General features: G+C 69.5%; 18 protein-coding genes. 9 read left to right on the top strand and 9 right to left on the bottom strand.

From position 1 onward, the window contains the following. The first annotated feature begins 77 nt into the window (after positions 1–77). The 5 genes from ASF30_RS19125 (at position 78) to ASF30_RS19105 (ending at position 5,541) form a co-directional block, all read left to right on the top strand. Positions 78–1,193, top strand: coding sequence for a hypothetical protein (locus ASF30_RS19125; RefSeq protein WP_157497527.1), 1,116 nt, complete (start codon positions 78–80; stop codon positions 1,191–1,193). Between the two features lie 100 nt (positions 1,194–1,293). Continuing rightward, positions 1,294–2,133, top strand: a complete 840-nt coding sequence (locus ASF30_RS19120; RefSeq protein ID WP_055910623.1) for a DNA/RNA non-specific endonuclease — start codon at positions 1,294–1,296, stop codon at positions 2,131–2,133. Between the two features lie 181 nt (positions 2,134–2,314). Next, positions 2,315–3,427 (top strand): NYN domain-containing protein, encoded by a 1,113-nt coding sequence (locus tag ASF30_RS19115; RefSeq protein ID WP_082468118.1) that lies wholly within the window; start codon positions 2,315–2,317, stop codon positions 3,425–3,427. A 418-nt stretch (positions 3,428–3,845) separates the two neighbouring features. After that, the gene (locus ASF30_RS19110; RefSeq protein ID WP_055910617.1) at positions 3,846–4,664 is read left to right on the top strand and encodes a hypothetical protein; all 819 of its coding nucleotides are present in this window, start codon (positions 3,846–3,848) and stop codon (positions 4,662–4,664) included. Between the two features lie 10 nt (positions 4,665–4,674). Beyond that, a complete protein-coding gene (locus ASF30_RS19105) occupies positions 4,675–5,541 on the top strand; it encodes a pentapeptide repeat-containing protein (RefSeq protein WP_235480403.1) in 867 nt (288 codons plus the stop codon). A gap of 258 nt (positions 5,542–5,799) precedes the next feature. Here the strand turns inward: ASF30_RS19105 and ASF30_RS19100 are convergent, their stop codons facing one another. Beyond that, complete coding sequence (locus ASF30_RS19100; protein ID WP_235480402.1) at positions 5,800–7,974, bottom strand: S9 family peptidase; 2,175 nt, start codon at positions 7,972–7,974, stop codon at positions 5,800–5,802. A 94-nt stretch (positions 7,975–8,068) separates the two neighbouring features. After that, on the bottom strand, positions 8,069–10,858 hold the full coding sequence (locus tag ASF30_RS19095) for an immune inhibitor A domain-containing protein (RefSeq protein WP_055910609.1): 2,790 nt from the start codon (positions 10,856–10,858) through the stop codon (positions 8,069–8,071). A gap of 275 nt (positions 10,859–11,133) precedes the next feature. Here ASF30_RS19095 and ASF30_RS19090 point away from each other — a divergent pair, with 275 nt between their 5' ends. Further along, complete coding sequence (locus ASF30_RS19090; protein ID WP_055910606.1) at positions 11,134–12,567, top strand: MFS transporter; 1,434 nt, start codon at positions 11,134–11,136, stop codon at positions 12,565–12,567. An 8-nt stretch (positions 12,568–12,575) separates the two neighbouring features. Here ASF30_RS19090 and ASF30_RS19085 read toward each other — a convergent pair whose 3' ends face one another. Further along, positions 12,576–13,403 carry a hypothetical protein gene (locus ASF30_RS19085; RefSeq protein ID WP_157497525.1) on the bottom strand — a complete coding sequence of 276 codons (828 nt, stop codon included), beginning with the start codon at positions 13,401–13,403 and terminating at the stop codon, positions 12,576–12,578. Between the two features lie 218 nt (positions 13,404–13,621). On the opposite strand from ASF30_RS19085, the gene ASF30_RS19080 reads away from it, so the two are divergent. Both ASF30_RS19080 and ASF30_RS19075 read left to right on the top strand, forming a co-directional pair. Continuing rightward, positions 13,622–14,485 carry an alpha/beta hydrolase gene (locus tag ASF30_RS19080; RefSeq protein ID WP_055910600.1) on the top strand — a complete coding sequence of 288 codons (864 nt, stop codon included), beginning with the start codon at positions 13,622–13,624 and terminating at the stop codon, positions 14,483–14,485. A 453-nt stretch (positions 14,486–14,938) separates the two neighbouring features. After that, entirely contained in the window at positions 14,939–15,532 is a 594-nt protein-coding gene (locus ASF30_RS19075; RefSeq protein ID WP_055910597.1) for a gamma carbonic anhydrase family protein, read from the top strand. A gap of 73 nt (positions 15,533–15,605) precedes the next feature. Here the strand turns inward: ASF30_RS19075 and ASF30_RS19070 are convergent, their stop codons facing one another. From ASF30_RS19070 to ASF30_RS19045, 6 genes are all read right to left on the bottom strand, one after another. Beyond that, positions 15,606–15,818, bottom strand: coding sequence for a hypothetical protein (locus ASF30_RS19070; RefSeq protein WP_055910594.1), 213 nt, complete (start codon positions 15,816–15,818; stop codon positions 15,606–15,608). A 184-nt stretch (positions 15,819–16,002) separates the two neighbouring features. Next, positions 16,003–16,641, bottom strand: coding sequence for a ScbR family autoregulator-binding transcription factor (locus ASF30_RS19065; protein WP_055910586.1), 639 nt, complete (start codon positions 16,639–16,641; stop codon positions 16,003–16,005). A 275-nt stretch (positions 16,642–16,916) separates the two neighbouring features. Further along, on the bottom strand, positions 16,917–17,771 hold the full coding sequence (locus ASF30_RS19060) for an SMP-30/gluconolactonase/LRE family protein (RefSeq protein ID WP_055910585.1): 855 nt from the start codon (positions 17,769–17,771) through the stop codon (positions 16,917–16,919). A 65-nt stretch (positions 17,772–17,836) separates the two neighbouring features. Beyond that, a complete protein-coding gene (locus ASF30_RS19055) occupies positions 17,837–18,526 on the bottom strand; it encodes an HAD hydrolase-like protein (protein ID WP_055911031.1) in 690 nt (229 codons plus the stop codon). Between the two features lie 117 nt (positions 18,527–18,643). Continuing rightward, positions 18,644–19,339, bottom strand: a complete 696-nt coding sequence (gene nucS / locus ASF30_RS19050) for an endonuclease NucS (protein WP_055910584.1) — start codon at positions 19,337–19,339, stop codon at positions 18,644–18,646. Positions 19,340–19,370: 31 nt separating this feature from the next. Continuing rightward, the gene (locus ASF30_RS19045; protein WP_055910581.1) at positions 19,371–20,633 is read right to left on the bottom strand and encodes an MFS transporter; all 1,263 of its coding nucleotides are present in this window, start codon (positions 20,631–20,633) and stop codon (positions 19,371–19,373) included. A 152-nt stretch (positions 20,634–20,785) separates the two neighbouring features. Between ASF30_RS19045 and ASF30_RS19040 the strand changes: the two genes are divergently transcribed. Further along, the gene (locus tag ASF30_RS19040) at positions 20,786–21,847 is read left to right on the top strand and encodes a LacI family DNA-binding transcriptional regulator (protein WP_055910578.1); all 1,062 of its coding nucleotides are present in this window, start codon (positions 20,786–20,788) and stop codon (positions 21,845–21,847) included. Positions 21,848–22,000: the final 153 nt, after the last annotated feature.

Below are 22,000 nucleotides of genomic sequence, written 5' to 3'. Positions count from 1 at the left end.
TAGGTTGCTATTTACAACTTCTGGCGTCGACGCTGCCGAGCGCCTTGTTCCCCCTCCCTCTCTCGAACGGCTTCAGCATGTCTGCCCACCGCACCCCCGGCTCCCCGCCTCTCGCCCTCGCCTCGGGCTCGTCCGCTTCCCCGTCCCCGACGCCTGCACGGCCGTTGGGCGTTCCGGGCGCGGCCTTCTGGAAGTCGCTCGCGGCGCATCTCGCCATCCCACTGTTCCTCGCTGCAGGCATGGCGCTGTCGTACCTCGGCGCGTTCCACGAGCCGGCGCCGCACGACCTGCACGTGGCCGTGGTCGGCGACTCGCCCGCATCGATGGTGTTCGCGCAGACGCTCGATGACCGTGCCGACGGCAAGCTGCACGTCGAGACCACGCCCACCCACGCCTCCGCCGAGAAGCTCGTGCGGGACGGCGACGTCGCAGCCGCCTATGAGACCACCGCGACGGAAGCGACGCTCGTGGTCGCGAGTGCGGCATCCGACACCACGGCGGCCGCGGCCCAGAAGATCTTTCTGCCCATCGCCTACAGCCAGCACCTGCCGTTCACCGTCGACGACGTCGTTCCCGTCGGCGAGCACGACAGCACGGGCCAGGGGCTCTTCTTCCTCATGGTGGCGCTGAGCGTCGGCGCCTATGCGAGCGCCATCGCCATCGCCGCCGTCACGGCCCGCATCGGCATCGGCTGGCGCATGGGCATCGCCGCCCTCGTCTCCGGAGTGGTCGCGGCCATCGGAGTCGTCGTCGCCGAACCCGTCTTCCAGATGATCCCGAACGGCGTCTGGGGAATCTGGCTGGTGTCCTGGCTCTACGTCTTCGGCATCATCGCGATCGGTGTCGGGCTGCATCCGGTGCTCGGCAAGTGGACGACTCCGGCGCTCACGCTGCTGTTCGTGATGCTCAACGTCACCAGCTGCGGCGGCATCTTCGCCGCTCCGTTCCAACCGGCGCTGTTCGCCGGCCTGCACACCTTCTGGAACGGCGCCGCCTTCATCGACGCCGTGCAGTCGCTCGCCTACTTCCCGGGGCGGCAGTTCGGATTCGACGGCCTGCGACTCGCGCTGTGGGCGACGGCCGGCCTGATGCTCATCGTGGTCGTGCACGGCTGGAGCGTGCGGCGCACGCGCATCGCCGACGAGACCCTCGCCGTGACCCGTGACGAAGAGGAGCAGGTCGTCGCCGCATAGCGGGTACTGGGTCGCCGCGGGCTGCGTCCGTGCCTCGTGGTGTGCAGCCATCGTGTGTTCGGCCCTTGTGGCTGTCGGCGGTCCGTGGTCGGCTGGGCGTATGGGCTTCGATCCGAACTTCCTCGCCGTTCCCGTTCAGTTCCCGACCCCTGCCGCCGTGGAGTCGGAGACGGCGGCATCCGTCGAACCCGAATCGGCCCTGCTCGACTACGTGCACTTCTCGGTCGACCTCGATCGGGAGCGCAGGCTCGCCCGTGCGACGGGAGTGAACATCGACGGGGCCGCCATCATCGATCTTCCGCGTGGCGACGACTGGCGCTTCGACGAGCGCATTCCCGAGGACTGGCAGACCGGCCCGGCGGTCTACGCGAGCAACGACCTCGATCGCGGGCACCTGGTTCGTCGCCGCGATCCGGTCTGGGGTGCGGATGCCGAGACCGCTGAGTCCGACACCTTCCACTTCACCAACGCGGCCCCTCAGGCGTCGACGTTCAACCAGGGCAAGGAGCTCTGGCTCGGCCTCGAGGACCACGTCTTCGCCTTCGCCGGCGTCAACGAGCTGAAGCTCAGCGTGTTCACGGCGCCAGTCCTCGGGCCAGACGATCCGCCGTACCGCGGCATCCGCATCCCGCTGAGGTTCTGGAAGGTCGTGGCGTGGACGGCGAGCGGTGCAGCGGCCGACGCTCCCGACCTGTTCGCCGCCGGCTTCATCCTCGACCAGTCGTCGCTGGTGCGCGATCACGAGGCCGAACGAACTCTGAGCGCCGCCGGCGAGCCGCCCATGCTCGGCCCGTACCGCACCTTCCAGGTGCCCATCGCCGACATCGCTGCGGCGACGGGGCTGGTGCTCGACGAGCTCGTGGCGGCCGATCGGATGCCGCACTCCGTCGCCGCGGGCGGCTGGCGCGAGCTCACGGAGCCCGGCGACATCCTGCTGTAGCCGCTCGCCACTTGGGGCCGTTCACGCTGAATCCACTCGCCACCTGTGGCCGGTCGACGAGACCTCGAGCGTCCGGACGTGGCGAGCCGAGCGGTTCGTGCGGCCGCCAGACGGCCACAACTGGCGACCGGCGGACCCCGGTGGCGAGCGGGCTCCAGCGATACCGAGGATGATGGGGCGCATGGCTGAACCCCAGACTCCCCGCGTCGCCGTCTACATCGACTTCGACAACATCGTCATCTCGCGCTACAACCAGATGTTCGGCAAGGCCGCCTTCACCCGTGACCGCGCCCGCACCCACGAGGTGGTCTCGGGCGGAACCGACGAGGTCTCAGGCCGCCTGCAGCAGGCCAAGGTCGACGTCGGCGCCGTCATCGACTACGCCTCCTCCTTCGGCTCCATCGTCGTGAGCCGGGCCTACGCCGACTGGTCGCAGCGCGTGAACGCGGCGTACCAGAAGCAGCTCATCGACCGGGCGATCGACCTCACCCAGATGTTCACCACGACGCTCGCCGGCAAGAACGGCGCCGACATCCGTCTCGCCGTCGATGTCGTCGAAGACCTGTTCCGCCTGCCCGACGTCACCCACGTCGTGATCGTCGCCGGCGACTCCGACTACATCGCGCTCGCCCAGCGCGCTCGCCGCCTCGGCCGCCACGTGATCGGAATCGGCGTGGCCGGTGCCACCAGCCGGGCCCTCATGGCCGCCTGCGACGAGTTCTCCGACTACGACGACCTGCCCGGCATCGAGCGCTGGGTCGCTCCGCCGCGCGCGGCGGCAACCCCTGCAGCCGCTGCTCCGGCAGAGGCTCCGGCGACGGATGCGGCCCAGACTGCCCCCGCCACGAAGGCGAAGGCCGGATCCCGCCGGGCGAAGTCGACGGATGCCGCGGCCAAGGCCGAGCCCGCTGCATCCGGTGCTGCATCCGCAGCTCCCGAGAGCGGACCGAAGCGCAAGGCGACGACGATCCCCGAGTTCTCGCACCCGCTCGAGCCCCTCGACTCGGCGCTCGACGAGGACGTCGAGGAGGCGCCGGTCGACCCCGCCACCACGCAGAAGGCAGCGACCGACCTGCTCGTGCGTGCGCTGCGCCTGGTGCACACCCGCTCGAACGACGAGGAGTGGGCGTTCACATCCGAGGTGAAGAACCAGATGATCCGCATGGACCCGGCGTTCAAGGAGAAGCCGCTGGGCTTCAAGTCGTTCTCCGACTTCATCGCCTCGCGCTCCGACGTCGTGGAGGTCAACGAGAAGGCCGCCGCGAACACCCGACGCCTGCGCCTGAAGGCCTGAGCGGCCTTAAGGCCTGACCGGCCTCGCATCTGCTCGGCGGACCGACGATGCTGCGGCGGAGGTTCCTGCATCCGCCTGAGCACTCACCCTCCGCCGAGTCTCGTCCCGCCGAGAGTCGTCAAAGGCCTGACCCGAGGCCGATTCTCGTCGGCAGCACGGCGTGACGCAAGCCCTTGCGTCGCCGCCCGCCCGCGGTGTTGGCTGAGAGTCGGCTATCGATGAGGGGGTGGGTCAGCGTGCGCGTACTCGCGTTCATCATGTCGATTCTGGTGGCGACGGTCGCGTTGCTGGGCGGCGTGGTGCTCATCGTCAGGCTGACGCCGGATGCTGATCCCTGGCTCGGCCCGCTCGCGACCTTCGCGCTGACGATCCTCGTCTACGGTCCCCTGCTCCTGGGTCGCTCAATGCCTACTGGGACGTGCGCCGCAACGAGGAGAGCCGCTGCTACTACCGGTGGTGGTTCTGGATCGTAGTCGGCCTCGACGTTCTGGCGGCCGTCGCCATCGTCGTGTTCTCCCTCGCCGCAGCGTCTCCGATCTGGGTGCCCGTCGTCATCGTCGGGGGTGCTGCCCTTCTGCTGACCGTCGCCATCGTCGTGGGCCGCTGGCTGGGCGTGCGCGACGATCGACGTCCACCCGACGACAGAGCGTTGAGCGTGATCGACGGCGCGCAGATCCGTCGCAAGATCCTCATCATCGCGCTCACCTTCGTCATCGCGATGGCTGCAGGACTGGTGTTCACGACGCTGCTCGCGCTCGCGGATGCGGGGGCCGAGCCCTCGGGGCGCTTCGTGCTGTTCGCGCTGCAGATCGCGTTGCTCGCGGCGACGTTCGCCGGCATCATCGTGGCGCGCCCGCTCAACCTCGCGCTGCGCGAGAGCGCGGGGCGCGATCTCGGTCTCGTGCGCAAGCTGGCCCGCGTGGTGCTGCGCGGAAAGGACATCGAGCTCGCTCCCGATGAGCGCGTGGCGGCGGTGCGCTACGCCGTGGTGGCGCGTTCGGCGCTCGGGTTCCAGCTTGGCTACACGACGCTGCTCTACCTCGCGTTGCTGATCCAGTACCTCGGAGTCCTCATCGACGGTGAGCCGCCGCTCTTCTACACGGTGCTGGCGATGATCCTCGTGGTCGTGCTCGTCATCTACTACCCGATCTTCATCGTCCGCATCCGTCGGGCGGCCCGCTACGCCCAGGAGCACGCTGCCGTCCTCGACGCTGACGGGGAACTGCAGCCGTCCTAGGCTGGACCGCGTGCCCGATTTCCTGCCGCTGACCGATCGCAGCGCGCTCCGCGCCGACTGCGCGAACTGCTTCGCGTTGTGCTGCGTGGCGCTGAACTTCGTGGCATCAGCCGACTTCGCCATCGACAAGAGCGCCGGCGACCCGTGCCCGAACCTGAAGGAGGACTACCGCTGCGGCGTGCACTCCGAGCTTCGTGAGATCGGATTCAGGGGCTGCACGGTCTACGACTGCTTCGGCGCCGGCCAGCACATCTCGCAGCAGACCTTCGGCGGCCGCAGCTGGCGCGGCGACAGATCGACCGCGTCGGAGATGTTCGCGTCGTTCGGCGTGATGAAGGAGCTGCACGAGCTGCTCTGGTACCTGGTCGAGGCGAGGGAGCGGGTTGCGGCGCTCGCGGGCGGCGCGGTCGCGGCATCCGTCAGCGGTGCCGAGATCGAGACCCTGCTCGCCGAGACCGAGAGGCTGACACGAGGGACTCCGGATGCTCTCCTCGCCCTCGACGTGGACGAGCACTGGGCGCGGGTGAACGCTGCACTGGTGCGGGTGAGCGAGATGGTGCGGGCGGATGCGCTCGCCGGCCGGGAGCCGCATCCGCGAGCCGGACGTGGCGCAGACCTCATGGGCGCGAAGCTGCGCGCGGCCGATCTGCGTGGGGCGAACCTGCGGGGCGCCTACCTGATCGCGGCGGACCTCCGTGGCGCCGAGCTGTGCGGCGCCGACCTGATCGGCGCGGACCTGCGGGATGCCGACCTCAGCGGAGCCGACCTCTCGGCGGCGCTGTTCCTCACAGGCCCCCAGGTGGCCTCGGCGCAGGGCGATGCGTCGACGCGGCTGCCGGCGGGGCTGGAGCATCCGCGGCATTGGGCCGCCTCCTGATCGAGCGGCGCTCCGCCCTGCGCGCCGCCCAGCCCTGCGCGTCGCGCCGCTCAGCCGTGCCCGCGCCGTGCAGGGCCGCCGTCTGAAGGCAATCCGGCCGCCGTGTGAAGGCCTACTGCGGCTGAGGCCCGGAATTCCGGGGCGGGGCTTCTCGGGGTGCCTTCACACGGCGGCGGGGCGCCGGGCATACGGCGGCGGGGCGCCGGGCTACGGAGGCACGGCGCCGGGCTGGGGCGGCAGGGCGTCACCAGGAGGTCGCTACTCGCCGCTCGGGTGCGCCCCAGCAGCGTCGATGACCCAGGCGTAGGCGAAAGCGCGCTCACGCCAAGCGCTGTAGCGACCGGAGACGCCGCCATGGCCAGCGGCCATCTCGATCTTGAGCAGCGCATCCGCGCCGACCTCGCGGAGGCGCGCCACCCACTTGGCAGGCTCCACGTACAACACCCGGGTGTCGTTGAGGCTGGTGACGGCGAGGATGCGCGGGTAGTGCACCTCGTGCACGTTCTCGACGGGGGAGTACGACTTCATGTAGTGGTACACCTCCTCGTCGTCGAGCGGGTTGCCCCACTCGTCCCACTCGATGACGGTGAGCGGCAGCGAGGGATCGAGGATCGAGGTGAGCGGGTCGACGAAGGGCACTTCAGCGAGGATGCCGGAGAAGTACTTCGGCGCGAGGTTCGCGACAGCGCCCATGAGCAGGCCGCCGGCACTTCCGCCCTGCGCGACCAGCTTCGACGGCGTTGTGTAGCCGGCCTCGATGAGGTGCTTGGTGGCGTCGACGAAGTCGGTGAAGGTGTTGCGCTTGTGCAGCTTCTTGCCGTGCTCGTACCAGAGCCGGCCCATCTCGCCGCCGCCGCGCACGTGGGCGACCGCGAAGATCATGCCGCGGTCGAGCAGGCTGAGCCGCGGGATGCCGAAGCCCGGGTCGATCGAGTGCTCGTACGAGCCGTAACCGTACAAGAGGGTCGGGGCGGGTTCGCCCGGGGTCACCAGGTCGCGGCGGTACACGAGCGAGATCGGGATGCGCGTGCCGTCGGCCGCTGTCGCCCACTCGCGGCGCTGCTCGAACAGGCTCGCGTCGTAGTGGCCGAGCACGGGCTGCTGCTTGAGCAGGCGGCGCTCGCCGGTGGCCACGACGTAGTCGTACACGGTCGACGGCGTCACGAAGCTGGTGTAGCCGAGGCGCAAGGTCGGCTGCGTCCACTCGGGGTTCGACCCCGTTCCCACGGCGAACAACGGCTCGTCCCAGCCGAGCTCGTGCAGGGCGTCGTCGTGGGTCGCGTCGGGGATGCGCGCCACGGCCACCCGCGGCAGGCCGTCGCGGCGGTACTCCACCGACACGAAGTCGCGGAACGCGTCGACGCTCTCGAGCCGCACCGCCGGATCGTGGGGGAGCAGCATCCGCCGGTCGCCTTGGGGGTCGGATGCCGCGACACTGACGAGCTCGAAGTTGACCGCCCCGTCGTTGTGCACGATGAGCAGCCTGTCGTGGCCGTTCACGATCGCGTGCTCCACGTCGTACTCGACGCCGTCGACGCGGGGCCAGACCACCGAGAACTCGCCCGTCGGGTCGGATGCCGGCAGCAGGTGGATCTCGGTGGTCACGTTCGACCCGGCCTCGATCACCAGGTACTGGCGGCTGCGGGTCAGGCCGACGCCGATCCAGAAACGCTCGTCGGGCTCATGGAACACCGAGACGTCGGCCGACTGCGGCGTTCCGATCTCGTGCCGCCAGATGGTGTCGGGGCGCCAGGCGTCGTCGACCGTGGCGTAGAAGAGGTAGCGGCCGCTCGGGTCGAAGAGGGCACCCGACGAGGTGTTGGGGATGACGTCGGCGAACTCGTCGCCCGCGGCATCCGGGGCCAGAGAGCGCAGCCGGATCGTGTAGCGCTCGTCGCCCTCGAGGTCGGTGGCGTAGAGCAGGGTGCTCCCGTCCGTCGAGACGTCGAAGCTGCCGAGCGAGTAGAAGTCCTGGCCGTCCGCCTCGGCATTGTCGTCGAGCAGGACCTGCTCTCCGGGGAGCACGGATGCGTCCCCTTCCAGTACCGGCGGGGTCCAGTCGTCGGGCCCGCTGATGGGAGCGCGGCAGTGGATGCCGTACTGGCTGCCCTCGACGGTGCGGGTGTAGTACCACCAGTCGCCCTCGCGGCGGGGAACGCTGAGGTCGGTCTCCTGGGTGCGGTTCTTGATCTCCTCGAAGATCTGCTCCTGCAGCAGGCCCAGCTTCTCGGTGCGCGCCTTCGTGTACGCGTTCTCCTCGTGCAGGTGGGCGAGGACCGCGGGATCCTCCTTGGCGCGCAGCCATTCGTAGTCGTCGACCACGGTGTCGCCGTGATGGGTGCGTTCGGTGGGCTGCTTCGGAGTGACCGGGGGAGTGAGCACCGTCTCAGCGTACCGGGCGGCCTCGGGACGCATCCCGAGGGCCGTGTCCATGGCGAACGGATGCCGCGCGCCCGGCGCACAGGGCGACGCAACGCGGAGGCGCCGACCCCCGAAGGGATCGGCGCCTCGTGTTCGCTGGATCGGACTAGCCGCGCGGCGGGGTGACCCGCAGGAACGCCACCTTGTCGAACAGCGACGCTTTCACCTCCACCTTGGTGCCATACCCCACGCCGGCGTCAGCCGGGTTGCCGGTACCGAGCGTCATGCCGCCGAGAGTGGCGCCGTAGGCGTCGGTGGCGGGGCTGCCGTCGGGGTTGACCACGCGCGTGGAGTACGGCGCGCCGTCGACCGAGGGAACCACGACCGAGCCCTCGGCATAGCGCCAGTAGGCGCCATCCTCGCGGAGCTCGATGCCGGGCACCCAGCCCTTGTCATCGGTGAAGGTCTTCACGGGTGCCTGCGCCGGGACCTTGGTGCAGTACTCGGTGAACGCCTCATCGGTGATGCACTCCGTGAACGGGTACGTCTTCTTCAGCCCGAAGGCGGCGTTGGACGAGTTGGCACGGGAGGACATGTTCTTCAACGTCGACGGGTCCAGCTCCGCCGCGGCGCCGGTGCGGCGGAGCGGATCGAAGTGGCTGTCGACGATGAGGAGGCCGCCCTTGGCGCCACCGCTGGGGAGCGAGGTGAGAGCACCGGTGACGTGGTTCACGTCGCCGTACGTCGTGTCGCGGTACCAGACCAGGGCACCGGGCGCGTTGTACTTGATCTTCTGCACCTTCCAGGCGTCATCGCTGTACACGGTCGTGTAGGCGTACTGCAGGCCGGCGTCGAAGCCGTCGAAGTTGCGCCACTCGACCAGGTAGTACTGCGCCTTCACCTGGGTTCCGGAATCGATGTGCCATCCGGCGCCGGTGGTGTCGGTGTGCGTCGAGACCTCGTTGGTCCAGCCGTTGTCGCCGCCCTCGACGTCATCGCTCCAGACCGGCGTGTCACCGCTGGTCAGGTCGAAGTCGTCGGAGAACCAGCCGCGCTCCTCGAAGGCGGCATCCGTCGCGTAGCGGAGACGGACGTCGACCTTCTGCCCGGCGAACGCCGACAGGTCGACGTACTGGTGTGCCCAGCCGTTCGACGAGGCGGTGAGGCCGTACTTGAGGTTGCCGAAGGTGGCCAGGTTCCCATTGGGGTCGGGGTAGTCATCCGGGGTCGATGCCTCGGAGCCGTCCTCGTTGAACACCTTCTGGTCGACCCACGTGGTACCGCCGTCGGTCGAGACCTCGACGAAGCCGAAGTCCCAGTCCTCCTCGATCACGTAGTTGTTCCACATCCAGAACTTGGCGTCGGTCGGCACGTCGACGTTGCGCTTGAGGCGCACATCGGCCCACGACTGGTCGGCACCGGAGTACCACATGCCCTCACCGCTGTGCGGCGTCGCGAGGGTCACCACCTTGTCGGGCAGGTTGATCTTCACGCCGTCCTCGGTGTGCTTGATCGGACGGGAGGCCTGGCTGACCGTGATGGTGCGCGCCTTGTCTCCGGGGTTGACGACCTCGGGGTCGCTCCAGCCGAGCACGTACTTGTCCCAGATGCCCATGTGGGCGGGCATCGACTGGAAGATCGGTCCGCTGTGCGATCCCGACGACATGAGGTCCCAGAAGTCGACGTCGGAGTCGGCGTTGCCCGAGGTGTCGTAGAGGTCGGGCAGGCCGAGGTCGTGGCCGTACTCGTGGGCGAACACGCCGACGCCCGAGTCCTCGGGCTGCACGATGTAGTTCGACAGCTTGAGGTTCGTGCCGGGGATCGCCGCGCCACCCGCGACAGCGGAGGAGTGCGCCCAGATGGCGTAGGTGCCTTCGGCACCGCCGCCGCCCGACTTGTCGGATCCGGCGTGCACGAGCACGACGTGGTCGATGACGCCGTCGGGCTCGTTGTAGTTGCCGTCGCCGTCACGGTCGCCCTGGTCCTCGAGGTCGTAGTCGGCCCACGGGAAGTTCGGCTGCGCGGCTGCGAGAGCAGTCACGGCGTCGATCGGGAGCTGACCGGCACCGAGGGGGTTGTCGGGGTGGCCCTGCATGTCCTGGATGGCTCCGGCCTCGTAGACGCCCTCGTCGTTCAGGTGGCAGGTGCTCGCGCCGTAGTACGCCTCGGAGTGCGGCACCGTGATCCACGGCGTCGCCGATCCCGTGACGGTGTACGCGCCCTGCGACATCTCCTCGTACATCCGCTTCATGGTGTACCCCGAAATGTCGAAGCCCTTCTTGCCGTCGGGTCCCGTCAGGTCGGTGCGCACGCGCTTCGTGATGCCCTTGTCGGTGTAGAGCATGTCGTTGAAGTGCTTCGACGAGAAGTCGGGCACCCACATCGAGTTGTTGTCGAGCTTGGAGGCGTTCGCGGGATTCGGGATGGTGTTGTGGAGGGGTCCGCTCTGCACGTCGCCGAGCTTGCATTCCGTCGCACCGAACTCGGTCGGCACCTGTACGTCGGAGAAGTCGTCGGCCGCGTTCTGGTTGAACTCCACGAGGATCGTGAGGAGCTTGGCCTTCTGCGTCGTCGACGCCTTCTTGTAGATGCTCTTCAGCGCCTTGGGGCTCTTGCCGGTCTTGATCGACTCGGACTCGAGTTTGGCCAGGCCCTGCGCAGCCACCGGGTTTCCGCTGGCGTACTTCTCGTCGATGCTCTGCGCTTCGACGATCGCATCCTGCGCGCTCCGCGCATTCGATGATCCGTCGACCGTCAGGTCGGTGCCGAAGGCCGCCTCGGCCCGTGGTTCGGCGTAGTTCATGTAGTACTCGGAATCGCTGATCACCGGTGTGACCTGCGGTCCCGCCACTGCCGGCCCCACGGCAGCCGTCGTCGCCAGACCGGCGGCGACGAGAGCGAGTATGGGGACGGCCGCTACGACGCGCTTGCGCACGCGAGCCTTGCTTCCTGACATGCTTCTCCCTCCACGTACCCCGCAGCGATACCTGCCGGGCACAAACGGCGCCCGAGGTGTGAACGGGCGTAACCCGAATCCTGCCCTTAAGACCCCTTGCTGGTAAATGGCTGTGGCCCTTATTGGAGGGACAGATGAATATCTTGCGGGGATCTGTCGTGATGGGGGGCCTTGGCGCAAGAATCTGTCACCCATGCGGGGGTGGGCCTTCGAAGACGAGCGATCCTCACCTGTGATCGCTAGGCGGACACCGTGCCGAGTGTCAGACTGCGGGCATGGACGAGCGGATGCGGCAACGCCTGGTCATCTGGGTCGCGGTGCTCGCTTCCTTCGTCTCGTTCCTCGACGGATCGATCGTCAACGTGGCGCTGCCGTCCATCGCCGACGACCTCGGCGGATCGATCGAGACCCAGCAGTGGGTGATCGACGCGTACCTGCTGACCCTCGGTTCGCTGATCCTGCTGGCGGGGTCGCTGTCCGACGCCTTCGGCCGCATCCGGGTGCTGCGGCTGGGACTCGTGATCTTCGGCCTCGCGTCCGTCGCGTGCGCCCTCGCGCCATCGGCGGTGTTCCTCATCGGAGCCAGGGCGGTGCAGGGCGCCGGCGCGGCACTGCTCGTGCCGAGCTCCCTCGCCCTCATCACGGCGACCTTCGACGGACCGGCGCGCTCGAGGGCCATAGGCACGTGGACGGCCTGGACCGGGGTGGCCTTCGTGGTGGGTCCGCCCCTCGGCGGTCTGCTCGTCGACACCGTCGGCTGGCGCTCGATCTTCGTGCTCAACGTGATCCCCATCACGGTGACGTTGCTGCTGCTTGTGCGCCTGGCCCGCCTCGGCGCCCCGGAGCACGCGGCGGCAGGCGTGCGCATCGACGTGCTCGGTGCCGTGCTGGCCTCGCTCGGCCTCGCCGGTCCCGTGTTCGCTCTCATCGAGCACGGCCGTCTCGGGTGGGACCACCCGCTGGTGCTGGTTCCGCTGATCGGCGGACTGCTCTGCTTCGCGGCATTCCTGTGGTGGCAGACGCGCGCACCGCATCCGCTCATGCCGCTCTCGCTGTTCCGCACGCGCAACTTCGCCGTCGGCAACATCACCACGGCCGCCGTCTATGCCGCCATCTCGCTCGGCCAGTTCATCATCGCGGTCTACCTGCAGGAGGTCGGAGGCTTCTCGGCCACGGCCGCCGGGCTCGCCACGCTCCCGCTGTCCATCCTCTCGATCACCCTCTCCACCCTGTTCGGAACCCTGGCCGGCAGGTTCGGCCCCCGCCCCTTCATGACCATCGGGCCGCTCACGATGGGTGCGGGCTTCCTGTTGATGCTCACGGTGACGGAGCCGTTGCAGTTCTGGCTGCAGATGATGCCGGGCATCCTGCTGTTCGGCCTCGGCCTGTCGATCACGGTCGCCCCGCTCACCAGCGCCATCCTGGGGGCCGTCAGCACGGCTCAGAGCGGCATCGGCTCGGCGGTCAACAACGCCGTGTCGCGCGTGGCCGGCCTGGTGTCGATCGCCTGCGCCGGAGCCATCATCGGCGCGACCCTCGACACCGACGCCTTCCACCGCGTGGCGTTCGTGACCGCCGTGCTGTTCATCGCGGGCGGGCTCGTGTCGTTCGCCGGCATCCGCACCCCGCGGGCGGCTCTCCCCGGACCAGCTGCACCTGAAGCCGTGGGCGACGCGTCGGAGGCGGCATCCGGACCCGCTCCGGCCTGAGACCGGAGTCAGCCCTTCAGCACGCGCCAACTGCGCAGGTGCTCGACGGCTATGCCCGAGTAGCCGGGCAGGGCCCGGAACGTCGATCGCACGAGGCTCGTCTCCCGGCCCATCACGGTGGAGCCCTCGTCGTAGAAGGTGTACTGGGCGCCTCCGGCGATCTCGGGGGTGTCGGTCTCGACGCCGATGGTGAACGGCTTTCCGGCGACGGATGCCGCAGACGCGGCCGGCCGCGCCAGGGCGATGATGCCGTCGCTCCGGGCTGCGTGGTCGGCGAAGGCGACGACGGCGATCCCGTCGAGGTGCGGCAGCGTCACGTCGAGCACGGTCGGGCTGCCTAGCGCACCGGTGGGCGTGACCGCCCACCACCACGGAGCATCGGCCTGGATCGGGCGTGCGCCGAGTTCGGGCAGCGAGGAGCGCACCAGGTCGTACAGCGCCGCGAGCTGCGGGGCGTACTGCCCCGGCGCGATGCCCGCCACCCAGGGCTCGAGGTCGAAGTGCAGCCCGTCGAACGGGGCGGCGGCGATGGCCGAACGGGCCCACCACACGGCCAGCGCCGGCTCCGACACCCACGATGCGTCGCCTCCGAGGGCGAGCACGGTGATCCCGGCGCCCTTCAACCCGCCGACGGTCGCGGCGAGCCAGTCCTGGATCGGGCCACCCTGGTCCGCTGCCCACGGCACGCTGAGGTACACCGCGGTCAACGCGTGCTTGCGCGCGAACTGGAGCACGGCATCCGGAGTCATGTCGGCGAAGCCGTTGCCCCGCGCGTCGGCGCTGGGCGGTACGGAGTTGCCCCACGCCCAGATGGTGGTGATCGGTGAGGCGGCCATGCTCGCAAGCATGGCGCATCCGGGAGCGCGGCGGTTTCCCCGCTGGGCCGGGACGATGGATGCGAGCGTTCACCGATCGACGCATTCCGACGTTGTATGCCCGCCTCCCTAGCGGTGGCGGGCGTACAGGGACGACACTGAGGCTCGGGGATCGCCGTCCATCATGAAAGCGCTCTCCTCCAGGCTCCACCGGTACCACCGACCTCAAGGAGATCCGCATGACCGAATCCGTCCCCCTGCTCACCGAGTGGGAGATCGCCGAGATCGACGCAGCGAACGAATCGGGCCGCACGCCCGTCGTTTTCGTGCACGGGCTCTGGCTCCTCTCCAGCAGCTGGAAGAACTGGCGCGACCTGTTCGACGACAACGGGTACGCCACCCTCGCCCCAGGCTGGCCCGACGACCCCGACACCGTCGCCGAGGCCCGGGAGCACCCGGAGGCCTTCGCGAAGAAGATGGTGGCCCAGGTCACCGACCACTACCTCGCAGCCATCGCCAGGCTGGAGAAGCGTCCCGTCGTGATCGGACACTCGTTCGGCGGGCTCATCGCCCAGAAGATCGCCGGAGAGGGTGTCGCCGCGGCCACCGTGTCGATCGACAACGCGCCGTTCAAGGGCGTGCTGCCGTTGCCGGTCTCGGCCCTCAAGTCGGCGTCGCCGGTGCTCACGAACCCGGCCAATATCAACCGCGGGGTCTCGCTCACCTTCGAGCAGTTCACCTTCGGATGGGCGAACAACCTCGACGAGACCGAGGCGCGCCACCTGTTCGAGACCTACCACGTGCCCGCAGCAGGGTTGCCGCTCTTCCAGGCGGCGACGGCGAACTTCAACCCGTTCGGCGGGGAGACCGCCGTCGACTCGAAGAACCCCGATCGCGGACCGCTGCTGATCATCGCCGGCGAGAAGGACAACACGGTGCCGTTGGCGATCAGCAACGCCAGCTACAAGATCCAGGCGAAGAACCCGGGTGTCACCGAGGAGATCGTCATCCCGGGTCGCGGCCACTCGCTCACCATCGACAACGGCTGGCGCACCGTCGCCGACGAGGCGTTGGCGTTCGTCGAGAAGCACGCCGCGTCCTAGGGCGGCGACCCTCGGCGGCCGGCTGGCGCGCCGCGATCAGGTTCGGCCCGTCCGTCTGTCCGTCCGTCCGACCGACCGTCCGTCCGTAGGCCCGTCGGATCGGCCGGGCGGATCGGGCGGCTGGCCGGTTGTGGCCGCTGAGCACCCTTCGGATCGCCATGTGCGGCCGCGTGTCCGGGCATGCAGCGGCCGTACCTGGCGAGCTGGGGTGTGCGCCGGGACCGGGGGCGGCCGTAGTTGGCGAGCGGAGAGCGTGGCGGCCGGCCCGTCCGGATCGGGCGGACCGCCCGGCTCGCCGGTTGTGGCCGCTGAGCACCCTTCGGGTCGCCAGGTGCGGCCGCGTGCCCTGGCATGCAGCGGCCGTACCTGGCGAGCAAGGGCGCGGGCCGGAACCGGATCGGCCGCCCCCGGCCGCCCGTCCCGCCCGCCCCGGACCGCCCCTAGGCTGACCGCATGCTCATCGAACATCGTGGCCGCACCCCTGTCGTGCCGGCCTCCGCTGTCGTCGCGTCGACCGCCGTGATCTCGGGTGACGTGACCCTGGGTGAGAACGTGCGCGTGCTGCACGGCGCCGTGCTGAGCGCCGAGGACGGCCCGATCACCGTGGGCGACGACGTCGTGATCTTGGAGGGCGCCCTGCTGCGCGGCCGGGAGGGGCATCCGGTGGTCATCGGGTCTGCCGTGATGATCGGCCCCAGGGCGCACATCAACGGAGCCAGCGTGGGCGACGAGGTGTTCATCGCGACGGGCGCATCGGTCTTTCCCGGCGCCGTGATCGGGGCCGACGCGGAGGTGCGCATCAACGGCGTGGTGCAGGTGAACACCACGATCGACCCGGGGGCGATCGTGCCGATCGGCTGGGTCGCGGTCGGAACGCCGGCCAGCATCCTGCCGCCGGAACGGCACGACGAGATCTGGGCGATCCAGCGCGAGCTCGGCTTCGTCTCCACCGTCTACGGCGTCGGTCCCGAGGCCGGCATGCGCGAGATCATGCGCTGGCAGGCCGCCTTCTACGGCGCCCACCGCGATGATCGCCTGGTGCAGTAGCCGTCGCTGACAGCCCGCGCCGTCAGCCTGCCCCGGCAGCCGGCTCGGAGCAGTCGTACCATCAGCGCCGGGACTACTCGTCGGTGCGGGTGAAGTCGCCCTCGGACTCGGCGGCCGGCGAATCCTCATCGGTGTAGGCGCCCTCCACGCTGGGATCGGGGCCGACGCCATCGGTCTCGGTGTACTGGCCGTGCACCTCGCGCTCGGAAGCGCCCTCGCCGTCCTTCTCGGTGTACTGGCCCTCGGTCTCGTCGCGGCCGGTCTCGTCACTCGGGGTCTGACTCATCGAACGCCCTCTCTCACCTCGCCCGGCCACGTCGTCGTGCCCGGACTGCCATGGTAGGCGCGCGCGACTGGGCCGCGCTAGGGAGGAGTCGACGCTGATGACGGACGCGGCGCGTCGGCGCAGTCCGATCACGTCGGTCCGACAGCGAGCCTGATGTCGGCACGACGTCGCGTCAGGCGTCGCGTCAGACGTCCGGCAGCACGCGGTCGAGCGCCTCGAGGGCGGCCGCCATCCGTTCGGGGCGCACCATGCCGGGAAGGATGACGATCCACATCTCGCGCACGCGACGGATCAGGTCGCCGTAGCCCGTGAGCACCCCCGAGGCCATCTGCACCCCGGTGAATGCGGGGATGACGAAGTGAGCGAGAGTGGGCGGATCCACGTCCGGACGGAGGTCGCCCTCAGCGAGAGCGCCTTCGAGGAGCGCGCCGATGAGCGGGATCCAGTCCTCGAACGGACCGCGCAGCGGCGGGTCGAACGTCGTCGTCTCCGTGGTGAGTCGCACGCCGGCACGAGCGAGGATGCTCGTGCTCATCCAGTGCGCGAAGTCGGCGCAGAGACCCATGGTCGCCTCGAGGCTGCTGGCGGATGCCGCGATCACACGCTCGGCCGACTGCTTGCCCAACTCCTGCTCGCGCTCCAGCACGGCCCGTGCGATCTCCTCCTTCGAACTGAAGTGGAAGTAGAGCGAGCCCTTCGACACCCCGGTCTCCGAGGAGATGTCGGAGATGGATGCCGCCGCATACCCGACCCGGGCGAACACTGCCGCTGCGCCCTCGATGGCGCGTTCCCGTGTCAATTGGGCGCGCTGTTGCTGCGTCATCCGTTCCTCCGCTCGCCCCGAGAAAAGCGTACCCACAATGGGGCGGTGTCGTCGCCGCGCGACCTAAACGGGACGACTGGTTTGTTTTCGTGGTTCGCCACCAATAGACTCGCCGAACGTCCTGTCGGCCCAGCCGCAGGCGAGCGTTCGAGCGCAACGCCTGACGACGGCTTGCACCGCCCAGTGGGGGGCGCACGGATGGCGGGGACCCGAAAGCCGCCGGCCGTGCACACAGAGGTGTGGCCGTCGTCGGCGGCGGTCGTGCGCGAGAACCGTCAGCCGGCGAACGGCACGACGGGCAGGCCCGTGACACCGGGACGCACGGAGAACAGCGATCCCGCCTCGGGTTCGTCATCGGGCGAGAAGCCCTGGCGAGACGTGGTGATGTAGAGCGTGCCCAGGTCGGCTCCGCCGAAGGTGCAGGCGCTGACCTGGGAGACCGGGAGCTCGACGATGGAGGCCAGCCCGCCGTCGGGGTCGTAGGCGTGCACGGCCGAGCCGGCCCAGAGGGCGACCCAGACCCGGCCATCCGCGTCGACGGTGAAGCCGTCGGGGTAGCCGATGGCGGCATCGATGGTGACGAAGGGTCGCCGATCGCGCAGCACCCCGTCGACGTTGTCGAACACGTCGATGCGACCGGTCGGGGTGTCGGCGTAGTAGCAGAGGCTGCCGTCGGGGGAGAAGGCGATCCCGTTCGAGATGGTCACGGAGTCGAGCACCACTGACGCCGCCAGGTCGGTGCCGACTCCGTACAGCTTCGCGGCGCCGGTCTCCTCGGCGTACGACATGGAACCGGCGTAGAGGCGTCCGAGCGGGTCGGTGGTGCCGTCGTTCATGCGGATGCCGGGGTCGGTCCAGAACTCGACGGTGCGCGTGGGTGCGGCATCCGGATCATCGCTGAGACCCAGGCCGCGCTCGGTCGCGACGATGTAGCCGCCGTTGGATCGCGGCCGGACGAAGGCGGCGACAGGGCTGCCGATATCGAGCCGGCGAACCGAGGTGCCGTCGGCCTCGAGCGTCAGGAGGTCGCCCTCGGTCAGGTCGACGAAGCGGAGGCCGCCCCATGACTCGCTCCAGACCGGGCCTTCACCGTGGTGGGCGACGGGACCGGTGACGTTGGCGGCGCGCATGGTGGGGCCTTTCGACGGGGCTGGCGTGGCGTTCTCGTCGCGACGACGACGCCGCGTTCCTGCGGTTAGGAGAGCAGCTTCTTGGCGAGCTGGTCGGCCGAGTACACGGTTCCGATCGCGTCGACGGCCTCGGCCGGTGAGCCGTAGCCCCATTCGACCATGAGCGTCGGGATGCCGTGGGCCGCTGCCCCGAGGGCGTCGTGCGAGCGGTCGCCGACCATGACGGCGTGGCTGGTGTCGATGCCGAGGGCCTGCAGGCGGCGCAGGGCCTCGGCGATGACGTCGGCCTTCTCGCTGCGCGACTCGTCCTCGGTCGCCCCGGTGATCACGGTGAAGTACCGTGCGAGGTCGAAGTGCTCGAGCACGAGGGTGGCGATGGTCTCGGGCTTGCTGGTCGCCAGGGCGAGGGGGACGCCCGACTTGTGCAGGCGCTCGAGCAGGCCGGCCATGCCGGGGAAGACCGCGGTCTCGACGGCGGTGGAGTTGTAGTCGGCGCGGTAGAGGTTGAGGGCGTGTCGGGCCTCGGGCTCCGTCATGCCGGCGCGCTCCATGAAGCTCTCCAGGAGCGGAGGGCCGACGTAGGAGAGGAGTCCGGCCGCATCCGGAACCGGCAGCCCGAGCGCGACGAGAGTGCGCTCGAGGGCGGCCGTGATGCCGGGTGCGGAGTCGACGATCGTGCCGTCGAGGTCGAAGAGGACGGTGGTCCACGTGCGGGTGGCCGTGGTCGGAATGCTGAGGGTGTCGGTGGTGCTCACGGGGAAATAGTAGGGGAGCAAGGTGTGCAGAGCCGGAATGCGGGCTGTATGCGTACTCAGCCGTTGCTCAGCACGCGCACAGGAAGTGGAACGGCTCGGAGGTGCGTCGACGAGGCCTTAGAACAGTCGTTCGTCCGCGTTGTCGATGCCCCGCATGGCGTCGTAGTCCAGGACGAGGCAGCGGATGCCGCGATCCTCGGCGAGAGTCCGAGCCTGCGGCTTGATCTCCTGCGCGGCGAACACCCCCTGCACTGGGGCCAGGCGTGGGTCGCGATTCATCAGCTCGAGGTAGCGCGTCAGCTGCTCGACGCCGTCGATGTCGCCGCGGCGCTTGAGCTCGACCGCGACGGAGCCGCCGTCGGCATCCGTCGCCAGGATGTCGACCGGGCCGATCGCCGTCATGTACTCGCGGCGGACGAGCCTGTGTCCTTCGCCGAGGAGTTCGATCTGCTCGGCCAGGAGCTTCTGCAGGTGCGCCTCGACGCCGTCCTTCTGGAGGCCGGGGTCGATGCCGAGCTCATGGGCCGAGTCGTGCAGCACCTCGTGGATGGAGACAATGAGCAGGTCGGCGGTCTTGGCCTGCGTCACGGTCCAGAGTTCGGTGATGCCGAACTCGCGCTGCTCATCGCTCGGCTCGCTCATGCTGATCGTGCACGGCGGGCTCATCCAGTTGAGCGGCTTGTAGCTGCCGCCGTCGGAGTGCACGAGGAGGCTGCCGTCGGCCTTCAGCATGAGGAGCCGTGTGGCCAGGGGCAGGTGCGCGCTCAGGCGTCCCGCGTAGTCGACGGAACACTTCGCAATGACAAGACGCACCGGATGAGTTTATGCGCTCGATCGGATGACTCTAGGCGGCGGGGGCGCCGACCTTCGTGCGCTCCCTGGCGGCCGGGGCGGCGAGGCCCGCGAGCACCATGAGCACCAGGAGCACGAGCAGGGCGTTCAGGATGCCGAAGTGCTGGCCGAGGAAGCCGAGCAGCGGCGGGCCGGCCAGGAACGCGCAGTACCCGATGATGGCGACGGCGCTGACTCGAGCCGCGGCGGCCTCGTCGTCGTCGACGTCCGCTGCGGCCGACATGCCGACGGGGAAGCCGAGGGCGCATCCGAAGCCCCAGAGTACGACGCCGGTGAGGAGCATCCAGGTCTCGGTGCCGTAGATGAACAGCAGCAGGCCGAGCACGCCGAGGGCGGCGCAGGTGCGCAGCACGGGCACGCGGCCGAACCTGTCGAGCACGGGTCCGCCGACGACGCGGCTCACGGTCATGGCCGTCACGAACAGGCCGAAGACGAGGGCTCCGGTGGTGTTGTCGTAGCCGTGGCCGTCGACTGTGGCCAGGGCGAGCCAGTCGTTGGCGCTTCCTTCGGCGAACGACATCCCGAGCATGATCACGCCGATGAAGATCAGGCGCACGTCGCTCCACGCCGCGATCGAGTGGCGCATGCGCTCGCGCCACGGCTCGCGCGGTTGGCCGGCGCGGGCGTCGCCGGCCGACTCGCGGATGGGGATGAACCTGATGGTGATCAGGATGGCCGTCACGATGAGCGCCCCGATGACGATCAGGTGCAGGGCGACGGGGATGTCGAGGCCCGAGGCGAGCGCCCCGATGCCGGCGCCGGCGACGGTTCCGAAGCTGAAGAAGGCGTGCATGAGGGGCATGAGCGTCTTGCCGTTCTCACGCTCGGCGAGGGCGCCCTCGACGTTCATCATCACGTCGCAGGCCCCGTTGCCGAAGCCGAACATGGCCATGCCGACGAAGATGACCGCGGGCGCCGCCAGCACCGTGCTGCCGAGCCCGACGATGACGATGCCGATCGCGACGAGGACGAGTGCCGACACCATGCCGCGGCGGGCGCCGATGCGGGCCAGGAACCACGGCGCCGCGATGAGGCCGAGCACCGAGCCGGCCGACATCCCGAAGATGACGAGCCCGATGCCGCCGAGGGTGAGCCCGGTGTCGTCGCGCACGGCGGGGATCCTGGCGACCCAGCTGGCGATCGAGAGGCCGCTGAGGAAGAAGATGGCGAAGACGGCGTTGCGCCAGGCGAGGAGCTCCCGGCGGGTGCGCACCGGGGTGTCGGCTTTGCTGTCAGGGGGAGTGGTCTGCGACATCGGAGGATCCTGTGCTGAGAGGCCCGGGCGGGGTGGAACGGGCGGAACTGTCATTCTGGCGTATCGAATCGATTCGATCGAATCGATTCGACTAAACTACCGACGACGAAGCGCCGCGGTCAAGCCGGCGCACGCGTGCCGAGGAGGATTCAGTGGACGGCGACACGATCACACGCCCCACCCTGGCTGACGTTGCAGCGCGCGCCGGATGCTCCCCATCGACGGCCTCGCTCGCCTTCAGCGGCACGGGTCCGGTGTCGGATGCCACGCGCGAGAGGGTGCTCGCCGCCGCCCGTGAGTTGCACTACGCCGGCCCCGATCCGCGAGCCCGCTCGCTGCGTCGCGGCCGCAGCGGCATCGTCGGCGTCGTGATCGACGATCGCGTGAGCGAGGCCTTCCGCGACCCGGTGAACATCGCCATGCTCGACGGGGTCAGCGAGGCCATCGGCGAGATCGACGCGGCACTGCTCCTGCTCACGGCCGGCGCCGGCAGCGACAAGCCGGTGAGCCTCGAGACGGCACCCCTCGACGCCGTCGTGCTGTTCGGATGCAGCACCACCCTCGAGCGCTCCATCGCCATGCTCACGCAGCGGGGCATCCCGGCCGTCGTGATCGAGGGGGATGCCGGCGAGAACGTTCCCGAGATCGCCCTCGACAACCGCGAGGCCACCAGGCTCGGGGCCGAGCACCTGCGCGAGCTCGGACACGAGAGGGTCGGCATCGTGCTGCTGCCGCTCGCGCCCGATCGCGCCCGCGGAGCTCTCACCGAGGAGCGCGCAGCCTCCTCCGGTGTCGCCACCGCGACCGAACGCCTGGCCGGTGCCCGCGACGTCTTCCCCGACGCCGCCGGGGTCGTCGCAGCCGGCAGCTACCTCGACGAGGGGCTCATCGCTGCCCGCGAACTGCTGGCCGCGACACCACGCCCGACCGCGATCATCGCGCAGAGCGACCTGCTGGCGGCCGGCGTCATCCGCGCCGCCGAGGAGCTCGGCCTGCGGGTGCCGGAGGACCTCAGCGTCGTCGGCTTCGACGGCGTACGCGTCGACGGCCTCGACTACGACCTCACGACGCTCGTGCAGCCGTCGCAGGCGAAGGGCCGGGCGGCCGGGGAGGCCGTCGTGCGGATGCTGGCCGGCGAGCATCCGGCATCCGTCACCTTCACGAGCACCTTCCACCGCGGCGCGACGACGGCGCCACCGCGCACCGCCGACTGAGCGCTCCCGCCGGCACACCCGTCGCCTCGCGCCATTTTCGGGGGTTCAGCGCCAGGTGAATTCATACAGTCGTTGCAACGTGAGGGGTTGCGATGAGTGTGAGGTACTCGAGCCAGGTGCGGGCGTCGTTCATCGAGGCTGTCTGTGCGGGGT

This window comes from Leifsonia sp. Leaf264 (assembly GCF_001422325.1).
Classification (GTDB): domain Bacteria; phylum Actinomycetota; class Actinomycetes; order Actinomycetales; family Microbacteriaceae; genus Orlajensenia.
Note: the sequence above shows the minus strand (reverse complement) of the source record. Positions and strands in the feature narration are given on the sequence as shown.